10 protein-coding genes and 1 pseudogene are annotated in these 8,125 nt (G+C 68.4%); 7 read left to right on the forward strand and 4 right to left on the reverse strand.

Annotated features, from left to right (window positions below):
* Positions 1–263 (forward strand): annotated as a pseudogene (gene tuf / locus ACK4FB_RS14660) (elongation factor Tu); the annotation flags it as partial.
* Positions 264–356: 93 nt separating this feature from the next.
* Here the strand turns inward: tuf and ACK4FB_RS14665 are convergent.
* Both ACK4FB_RS14665 and ACK4FB_RS14670 read right to left on the reverse strand, forming a co-directional pair.
* On the reverse strand, positions 357–1,463 hold the full coding sequence (locus tag ACK4FB_RS14665) for a L,D-transpeptidase (RefSeq protein ID WP_409753911.1): 1,107 nt from the start codon (positions 1,461–1,463) through the stop codon (positions 357–359).
* A gap of 86 nt (positions 1,464–1,549) precedes the next feature.
* Entirely contained in the window at positions 1,550–1,726 is a 177-nt protein-coding gene (locus ACK4FB_RS14670; RefSeq protein ID WP_409753914.1) for a hypothetical protein, read from the reverse strand.
* A gap of 124 nt (positions 1,727–1,850) precedes the next feature.
* Between ACK4FB_RS14670 and ACK4FB_RS14675 the strand changes: the two genes are divergently transcribed.
* Together ACK4FB_RS14675 and ACK4FB_RS14680 are read left to right on the forward strand one after the other, a co-directional pair.
* Positions 1,851–2,993 carry a GNAT family N-acetyltransferase gene (locus ACK4FB_RS14675; RefSeq protein ID WP_409753917.1) on the forward strand — a complete coding sequence of 381 codons (1,143 nt, stop codon included), beginning with the start codon at positions 1,851–1,853 and terminating at the stop codon, positions 2,991–2,993.
* A gap of 2 nt (positions 2,994–2,995) precedes the next feature.
* Positions 2,996–3,892, forward strand: coding sequence for a transcriptional regulator (locus tag ACK4FB_RS14680; RefSeq protein WP_409753920.1), 897 nt, complete (start codon positions 2,996–2,998; stop codon positions 3,890–3,892).
* Positions 3,893–3,898: 6 nt separating this feature from the next.
* On the opposite strand, the gene ACK4FB_RS14685 is transcribed toward ACK4FB_RS14680, so the two are convergent.
* On the reverse strand, positions 3,899–4,186 hold the full coding sequence (locus ACK4FB_RS14685) for a hypothetical protein (protein WP_409753923.1): 288 nt from the start codon (positions 4,184–4,186) through the stop codon (positions 3,899–3,901).
* A gap of 211 nt (positions 4,187–4,397) precedes the next feature.
* Here ACK4FB_RS14685 and rplK point away from each other — a divergent pair, with 211 nt between their 5' ends.
* The 3 genes from rplK (at position 4,398) to ACK4FB_RS14700 (ending at position 6,023) form a co-directional block, all read left to right on the forward strand.
* Positions 4,398–4,826, forward strand: a complete 429-nt coding sequence (gene rplK / locus ACK4FB_RS14690; RefSeq protein WP_021698287.1) for a 50S ribosomal protein L11 — start codon at positions 4,398–4,400, stop codon at positions 4,824–4,826.
* Between the two features lie 5 nt (positions 4,827–4,831).
* Positions 4,832–5,521 (forward strand): 50S ribosomal protein L1, encoded by a 690-nt coding sequence (gene rplA / locus ACK4FB_RS14695; protein WP_409753926.1) that lies wholly within the window; start codon positions 4,832–4,834, stop codon positions 5,519–5,521.
* Positions 5,522–5,741: 220 nt separating this feature from the next.
* Positions 5,742–6,023: a hypothetical protein gene (locus tag ACK4FB_RS14700; RefSeq protein ID WP_409753929.1), complete on the forward strand. Its 282-nt coding sequence runs from the start codon at positions 5,742–5,744 to the stop codon at positions 6,021–6,023.
* A 22-nt stretch (positions 6,024–6,045) separates the two neighbouring features.
* On the opposite strand, the gene ACK4FB_RS14705 is transcribed toward ACK4FB_RS14700, so the two are convergent.
* A complete protein-coding gene (locus tag ACK4FB_RS14705; RefSeq protein WP_409753932.1) occupies positions 6,046–7,215 on the reverse strand; it encodes an aspartyl/asparaginyl beta-hydroxylase domain-containing protein in 1,170 nt (389 codons plus the stop codon).
* Positions 7,216–7,403: 188 nt separating this feature from the next.
* Between ACK4FB_RS14705 and ACK4FB_RS14710 the strand changes: the two genes are divergently transcribed.
* The coding region (locus ACK4FB_RS14710; RefSeq protein WP_409753935.1) for a hypothetical protein at positions 7,404–8,125 on the forward strand (722 nt) is incomplete at its 3' end.

Genomic DNA, 8,125 nt, shown 5'->3' on the forward strand with positions numbered 1-8,125 from the left:
AGGCCTACATCCTGACCAAGGAAGAGGGCGGCCGTCACACGCCGTTCTTCACGAACTACCGTCCGCAGTTCTACTTCCGCACCACGGACGTGACCGGCATCGTGCACCTGAAGGAAGGTGTTGAGATGATCATGCCCGGCGACAACGCCGAGCTGAACGTCGAGCTGATCACCCCGATCGCCATGGAAGAGAAGCTGCGCTTCGCCATCCGCGAAGGCGGCCGCACGGTTGGAGCAGGTGTCGTCGCGAAGATCACCGAGTAAGCTCGGTCTTCTGACTGAATACAGAACGGCCCCGGAGGAAACTCCGGGGCCGTTTTGCTTTTCCCTCTCCCCCCGGGAGAAGGAAGCCAGGCCTCAGACAAACTCCACCTCGACCCCCGGCTCCACCCCCGACGCCAGTTGCTCCGCGTCCCAGTTGGTCAGGCGGACGCAGCCGCTGGAGGTGGTCTTGCCGATGTCCGCCGGGTTGGGCGTGCCGTGGATGCCGTAGCTGTCGCGCGACAGGTCGATCCACACCGAGCCCACCGGATTGTTCGGACCCGGCGGGATCACCACCGCCCTCCCGCCGCTGGCCGAGCTCAGCCGCGACGGGTCATAGGTGTAGTTGGGCTCCGGCGCGATGGCCCGCACCGTGTGCGTGCCGGACGGGGAGGGGGTCTCGCCGCTGCCGATCGTGGCGGGATAGAAGGCCAGCAGTTCGCCGTCGGCGTCGAAAGCCCGCACCGAGCTTTCCGCCTTGTTGACGACAATCCGGGCCACCTCGCCCTGAAGTTCGGCCGGACCGGTCGAGGCCACCACGATGCTCTGGCCCGCGCGCCCGAAATCGACTCCGGGGTTCAGCGCATCCAGCAGGGCCTCGCTCATGTGGAATTTCTCCGCCAGCGCCTCGCGGGCGTCGGCGTAACCGACGGTCTCCAGCTCGGCCATGGCCTCCATGTCCTCCGGAACCGCGCCGATGAAGGGCCCCGCCGCGTCGGCCTGGGTGATGGTGTAGTCGGTCAGCACCCGGCCGCCGTCGCCGGACGCCAGCCGCTCGAACACCTCGCCGCTCAACTCGCCGGTCACCTCCAGGTCATTGGCCTCCTGAAACGCGGCGATGGCCTGACGGGTGTTCTCGCCGCCCAGCCCGTCGATGATCCCGGGCGAAAAGCGGGTGCGGTCCAGCAGGATCTGCACCCGCACCATGGCCGGGTCCGGCCGTGCGTCCTCCGCCAGGGCGTCGTCCACCGCTCCGCCGCGATCCGCAGAGGCCGCGTCTGCATCCGGTGTATCCGCCGCCTCGTTCTCAGTGGACGCAGGCGGGGTGAAGGTCGCCGACTCGATGGACTGGCGCAGCCGCGACGCTTCGTCCGCCGCCGGACTGGCCGCCTCCGTCGCGGGCCGCTCCCGGTCCCGGTCGCCGCAGGCCGCCGTGGCCAGCAGGGGCAGGGCGGCGAGCAGGGCGAAACGGGAAGAACGCATGATCATGGGCAGGCTCCGGACAGGGGGGTCCCGAACCAACCCCGCGCAGCGACGCCTGTTCCACTCAGCCGTCGAGAGAGAGCAGCCTAGTTTTCTTCGCCTGTCGCCGGATCGGTCGCCGTCTCGCCCGAGTTGGACGAACCCTCGGACCCTTTGGGCTCTGTGGCGGGACGGGGCGGCTCGCCCTCCCGGGGCGGCTTGCGCAGCTCTTCGTTCTCCACCGAGCGATTGTCGGGGCGTTCGTCCGGGCGTTCGTCGGTCATGGCCTTGATCTCCTGTGTGTTTTCCTGAACGCCCCGACAGGCGGTGCGGTTTCGTTCACCATGCCCCTAAACCGTCCTGCAACGGGGCAGGCCTAAGATCCGGCCCATGCGACAGGAGCCCGGCATGCAATCCCTGACGGTCGAGATCATGGCGGCCGAGTCCCTCGGCGAGTCCGAATGGGCCCTGTGGCGCGACATGATCGCCGCCAATCCGGAACTGACCTCGCCCTATTTCCGTCCGCGCTTCACCCGGGTCGCGGCCCGCGTCAGCCCCGGCGCCGCCGTGGCGGTGCTTCACCGGGGCGGCGAGATCGCCGGCTTCTTCCCGTTCCAGCGGCGCGGCGGCTCCATCCTGCCGCTGGGCGCGCCCATGAACGACTTTCATGGCGTCATCGCCCGCCCCGGCGAGGCGCCTGACCTGCACGAGCTGGCCCGGCTGCTGAACGGCGCGCGCCTCAACGTGGGCGCCTGGGTGGGCGAGGCGAGGGGGCTCGTGGAGCGCGACTGCCTGATGGTGGCCCTGCCGGGCGCCGGCTACGACGCCTGGTACGCCGAGCGCCGCGAGACCGAGCGCAAATACTTCAAGGACAAGGAGCGCGCCCGCCGCGGGCTGGAGCGCGACCTGGGCCCCATCGAGACCCGCACCAACCAGAGGGACACCGCCCTGCTGGATCATCTGATCGAGCTCAAGCGCGACCAGTACCGCCGCACCGGCCGCCACGACATCTTCGCCTGCGGCTGGACGCGGGATCTGCTGCACGCCCTCATGGACGAGCAGGACGGCGACTTCGGCGCCTCCGTCGCCACCCTGACGGCGGGCGACACCGTGGCGGCCATGGAGTTCTCTCTGCACGCCGGGACCCGCTGGCACTTCTGGTTCCCGGTCTATGAGCCCGCCGCCGCCCGCTGCTCGCCGGGCATCATGCTGAGCATGGACACCATGCGTCTGATGGGCGCGCGCGGTTACCGGGTGTTCGACTACGGCTTCGGCGGCGAGGGCTACAAGAAGTACTTCTGCAACGCCTCCCAGACCGTGCGCGAAGGCGTCATCGTCCGCCCCGGCCTGGGCGCGACGGTCAGCCAGGCGGCGGTGGGCGTGCTCAACGCCGCGGGCGGCGAGCGCGGCGACCGGCTGCGCGCCAGCGTGCGCCGCCGCTGGTCGGCCATCGAGGCCTGCGAGACCAACCCCGGCGCCCGCGCCCGCGGCGTCCTCCAGGCCGCCCGCGCCGCCCTGGCCAAGGCGGCGCCCGCCCGCGCGGAGGCCTGAGCATGGACGCAACTCGCGACACCGGCCCCATCCGCGAGGCCCAGGTCTTTCCCCACGGTCTGGTGGCCGCCGGGTTCGCCGACGACCACCGGCTGGCCGAGGTGCTGGACCGCTATCCCGCCGACCTGATCGACATCAATCTGTACGACCTGCACGAGGACGGCGGCCATACGCTCAGGACCGGCGCGCGCGGCGCCCTGGGCGGCGCGGACCTGCTCAAGGCCATCCAGCAGGGCCGCCTGTGGGTCAATCTGCGTGACGTGCAGAACGGCTGGCCCGAGCTGTGGGCCGCCGCCATGGCCGAGTTCGGCGCCATCCAGTCGGCCCTTCCCGGCCTCAAGGCCGTGCGCAACGCCGGCCAGCTGATCCTGTCCTCGCCCAGGTCCGGCGCGCCCTACCATTTCGATGCGGCGGGCGTGGTGCTGTTCCACATGCGGGGCCGCAAGCGCGTCTTCGTCTATCCCGGCGACGAGACCCATCTGCCGGAACTCAGCATGGAGCAGGTGGTCGCCCTGCAGACCACCGAGGAGATCCCGTACCGCCCCGACTTCGAAGCCGACGCGAGGGTCATCGATCTGGAGCCCGGCCAGGCCCTGACCTGGCCCCTCTACGCCCCCCACCGGGTGCGCAATCTGGACCAGTTCTGCGTCTCGCTCTCCATGGACTTCCAGACCTGGGGCTCGCGCTTCCGCAACGGGGCCCTGTTCACCAATGCGGTGCTGCGCGAGCGCGGCGGCCGTCCGCGCCCCACCGACCGCATGGCCCGCCCCGAACTGGCCGCCCGCTGGGCCGCCTCGCTGGCGCTGAAGAAGGCCGGCGTGATGAAGAGCCGCATCCACGACCTGACCCGCGACTTCGAGCCCGACGCGGAGGGCGCGGACGGGGTGCGGGCGCTCTGATGGCTTTCAGCCTGGCGCTGAGGTCTTGAACAGCATCCTGAAGCCGAAGCGCATTGCGAAGCAGGCGAGCACAAACACGAACAAGCCGCTCAGAATCTGGCCCGAGGCCATGATTTCAGTCCAGGTGAAATCCGGGCCTCTCGCCAGCGCTCGCTGGATATAGATGAAGGACGCCCATGCCCCGAATACGGCCGCCGCGACGGACAGCAGCATGATCATGACCGCGTTCAGAGTTTTCGCGGCCCGGTCTTCCAGACTTGCGCCTTTGGGCGACATTTGCTGTTCAGCGTCCATCTACGCACCCTAGCAGTGGGCGCCGCTGCTGCCCAGCAGACCGCTCGCGATCGGCTCTGCATCGTTTGCCTTTCCACCCCCGCTCTGATAGACGCCCGCCTTCGCTTCCGTGACCCCGGTCCCGGAGGCGGCAAATCCGTGGGAGGCCGCCATGCCGCACCACGGCTCACCGGCCCCGATTGAGTTCGGGGCTTCATAACAGGAGAGATCAATGGCCAAGAAGATTCTCGGCTACATCAAGCTGCAGGTGCCGGCCGGCGCGGCGACCCCGTCGCCCCCGATCGGCCCCGCCCTCGGTCAGCGCGGCGTCAACATCATGGGCTTCTGCAAGGAGTTCAACGCGCGCACCGAGTCGTTCGGCAAGGGCACGCCCCTGCCGACCGTGATCACCGTCTATCAGGACAAGAGCTTCACCTTCATCACCAAGACGCCCCCGGCGACCTGGTACCTGAAGGAAGCCACCAAGCTGAAGTCGGGCGCCAAGCTCACCGGCCGCGAAACGGTCGGCAAGATCACGCGCGCCCAGCTGCGCGAGATCGCGGAAAAGAAGATGAAGGACCTGAACGCCAACGACATCGAGGCGGCCGCCAACATCATCGAAGGTTCGGCCCGTGCGATGGGCCTGAAGGTGGAGGGCTGATCGACATGGCAAAGCAACCCAAGCGCATCCAGGCCTGGACCGGCGATCGCAACACGCCGATGGCCTTCGCCGACGCCATCAAGGCCGTCAAGGAAAACGCCAAGGCCAAGTTTGACGAGTCCATCGAGATCGCCGTCAACCTGGGCGTCGACCCCCGTCACGCCGACCAGCAGGTCCGCGGCGTCGTCAACCTGCCGTCCGGCACCGGCCGCGACGTGCGCGTCGCCGTCTTCGCCAAGGACGCCAAGGCTGACGAAGCCCGCGCCGCCGGCGCCGAACACGTGGGCGCCGAAGACCTGTACGAGAAGATCAACGGCGGCTTCATGGAGTTCGACCGCGTGATCGCCTCGCCGGACATGATGGCCCTCGTCGGCCGTCTGGGTAAGGTGCTGGGCCCGCGCGGCCTGATGCCGAACCCCAAGGTCGGCACCGTGACCCCCAACGTCGCCCAGGCCGTCAAGGACGCCAAGGGCGGCGCCGTCGAGTTCCGCGTCGAGAAGGCGGGCATCGTCCACGCCGGCATCGGCAAGACCTCCTTCACCCAGGAAGCCCTGGAAGCCAACGTCAAGGCCATCGTCGACGCCCTGACCAAGGCCCGCCCCTCGGGCGCCAAGGGCACCTATGTGAAGCGCATCAGCCTGTCGTCCACCATGGGCCCGGGCTTCAAGGTCGACCCGTCCTCCCTGGGCGCCTGATCGGCTTCAGAATACTGAATGTTAAGGGCGGCGGAGAGCAATCTCCGCCGCCTTTTTCGTGCGCCATCCCTTTCCCCTTGAGGGAGCAGGCTGGATGAGCGGTACGGTTCCGCAGCCGCGATGGCAGACGTTTCCCGTCGGTGGTCCTGCCATGGCCCCGCCGCTCAGATGGTCTGCCTTGGTTGGTGAGAGGACATGCTGCGCGTGCTATTGTCGGTCAATGACCGAGCGCTCCGAAGTCCCGCCCCGCCCGCTACGCATATACGCCGACTTCAACTCCGGCGGCACAAACGACACGGCCTGCTGGTGTCTCCGCTACAATGGCGCCTTGCTTGACGACCTTGAGCGCGAACTGAACCTTCGAGAAGGACAGGCCGTCGTTCTCTACTACGAAGATCCCGCTGAGGAGTTCGAGGTAGATGCGACCCTTGAAATCCATACCGCCTTCGCAAAATGGCAAGCGATGCCCGACTGGAGCACAATGCGGCGTCTCAGAGGCTGAAGCCCCCCGCACCGACTGACCCTCACCCCGCCGTCAGATAATCCCGCTGCGCGTTCAGCATGGCGGTGATCAGGGCCTTTTCCGCCTCGGTCAGGAACGGGTTCCAGACGTCGAAGATCAGGATCACCCGCATCTGGTCCGCGTCGTTCCAGGCCTCGTGCTCGATGGTGTCGTCGAACACCCATGCCCGGCCCATCTCCCAGTCCCGCGTCGTATTGCCGACCCGGAACCGCGCCGGCCCCGGCAGGATCAGGGGCAGGTGGGTCAGCAGCCGGATGTTCGATGATCCGGTGTGCGGCGGGATGTGGGTGCGCGGCTTCAGGGCCGAGAAGGTGACCGTGGGCGCATAGCCGTCCTGCATGGCCATGGGCAGGCTTTCCAGCAGCGCCGTCGTGCCCGGGCATCGTTCGCAGGCGCCCTCCTGCTTGACCCCGTCCTTCCACAGGAAGGCCGCGCTCCAGTCCTGGGAATGGTTCAGATCCTTCCACTGATTGACCGGCACGCCCCTGGGAAAGGCGATGTAGGGGGCGAAGGCCTCGCCCGGATCGGCCAGGAACGCCTTCAGTTCGGCCACGATCATGTCCGTGCCGGCCTCCAGCTGCTCCAGCCAGGGAAAGTGACCCCGGTCGTAAAAGGAGATGGCGGGCAGGCGGGCGTAGTTGAGCAGCAGGGGCTCCTGCTTCACCGGCGGCGAGAAACCGGCGAACACGTCCAGACTCTCGTCGAACCGGTCGCCGTCCTCGCTTCCGCACTGGCCGCGCAGATCCGCCACGGCGTCGCGCAGATGATCCCGCAACCGGGCCGCCTCGGCGGCCACCAGATCCCGCGCCTTGCCGATCTGGGCCACCAGTTGCGGAGGGCACCGCTCCTGCGGCGGCGCGATCTTCAGGGCGTTGCGATAGACGCCCACGGCCAGCCGCGGCTTGCCCATCATTTCAAGGATCGCGCCCTTGGAAAGCAGGGCCATGAACTCATAGGGGTCGATCGCCAGCACCCGATCCAGCACCCCGATCGCGCCGGACAGATCGCCGTTCAGCCGCAGGGCCAGCGCCCGGGTCATGCCCGAGGCGACGGTGAATCCTCCCAGATCGGCGCGGTCCAGAAGCGCCAGCGCCCCGGCCACATCTCGCCCGGCCAGCGCCCGGTTCGCATTCTGGATCGGATCGGAACCGGGCGGACCCTGCTGAAACACTGTGTGTCCTCAAACGCGAACATGACTATTTGGTCAGATTGGCCCCTTTTTGGCCACGGTCAAGAAAAGCTCGACGTTGGTCCCGTTAATCCCGCATTTTTCGTCGCCAATGCATTGCGTAACAACGCCTCGCCGCCTCAGGACCCTGTTTTTCATCCCGCTGCTCGGGGGCGCCGGATAATGGCGGCATGAGCCCTGTCCCCATTCCTTCCGCCCCGCGCCGCCCGTCCCAAAGCGCCCGCGATTTCTCCGCCGCCAGGTCCGCCTATCTGGCCGGCGCCGAGGCCGAGGCGGTCTGCCGCCGCCACGACATCCGCACGTCTTACTTCCTGCGCATCGCCGCAGAACAAGGCTGGCGCCGTCCGGACCCTGAGCCCGCACCGGCGGTGCAGAACCAGCCCCTTGTCATCCCGGAAGCGCCGCGAGGCGCTATCCGGGACGGGGCGGAAGCAGCGTCGCCCCTCACCGCCGCGCAGATGGCCGACAAGGCCTGGGCCATGCTGTCGGCCGCCGTCGCCGCCGGCCGCCTGATCGAGGCGCGCGGCTGGCTGCGCCTGCACAGGGACCTCCAACCCCACGTCCGCGAGGAAGCCGCCGCTCTGCGCGAGGCCGAACAGGCGCCGGACGAGGCGATTGCACTCCCGTTGCACTGTTTTTCGTCTCCGGCGTGCAACGGGCCGCACTCTCCCCATGCCTCCCCTTGTCATCCCGGAAGCGCCAACGGCGCTATCCGGGACGGCACGGCGCGCCAGCCCCCCGGGCCCGTCCGTCCCGGCGCTCCCCCCGGAACACGTCCGGGGTCCGGCCGGGATGACAAGGACGCTGGCCCTCCACGCCCGTTGCACTGTTTTTCGGCTTCGGCGTGCAACGCCGCGCCCGGCCCCCCAGCCGCAGCCGCGCAGAGCGATCC

Source organism: Brevundimonas sp. (assembly GCF_046299535.1).
Lineage (GTDB): Bacteria > Pseudomonadota > Alphaproteobacteria > Caulobacterales > Caulobacteraceae > Brevundimonas.

Excerpts from the sequence above, each read along its gene's own strand:
- ACK4FB_RS14670 (WP_409753914.1), bottom strand. The coding sequence starts at position 1,726 with ATGACCGACGAACGCCCGGACGAACGCCCCGACAATCGCTCGGTGGAG.
- ACK4FB_RS14675 (WP_409753917.1), top strand. The coding sequence starts at position 1,851 with ATGCAATCCCTGACGGTCGAGATCATGGCGGCCGAGTCCCTCGGCGAG.
- ACK4FB_RS14665 (WP_409753911.1), bottom strand. The coding sequence starts at position 1,463 with ATGCGTTCTTCCCGTTTCGCCCTGCTCGCCGCCCTGCCCCTGCTGGCC.
- ACK4FB_RS14680 (WP_409753920.1), top strand. The coding sequence starts at position 2,996 with ATGGACGCAACTCGCGACACCGGCCCCATCCGCGAGGCCCAGGTCTTT.
- rplK (WP_021698287.1), top strand. The coding sequence starts at position 4,398 with ATGGCCAAGAAGATTCTCGGCTACATCAAGCTGCAGGTGCCGGCCGGC.
- ACK4FB_RS14685 (WP_409753923.1), bottom strand. The coding sequence starts at position 4,186 with ATGGACGCTGAACAGCAAATGTCGCCCAAAGGCGCAAGTCTGGAAGAC.
- rplA (WP_409753926.1), top strand. The coding sequence starts at position 4,832 with ATGGCAAAGCAACCCAAGCGCATCCAGGCCTGGACCGGCGATCGCAAC.
- ACK4FB_RS14700 (WP_409753929.1), top strand. The coding sequence starts at position 5,742 with ATGACCGAGCGCTCCGAAGTCCCGCCCCGCCCGCTACGCATATACGCC.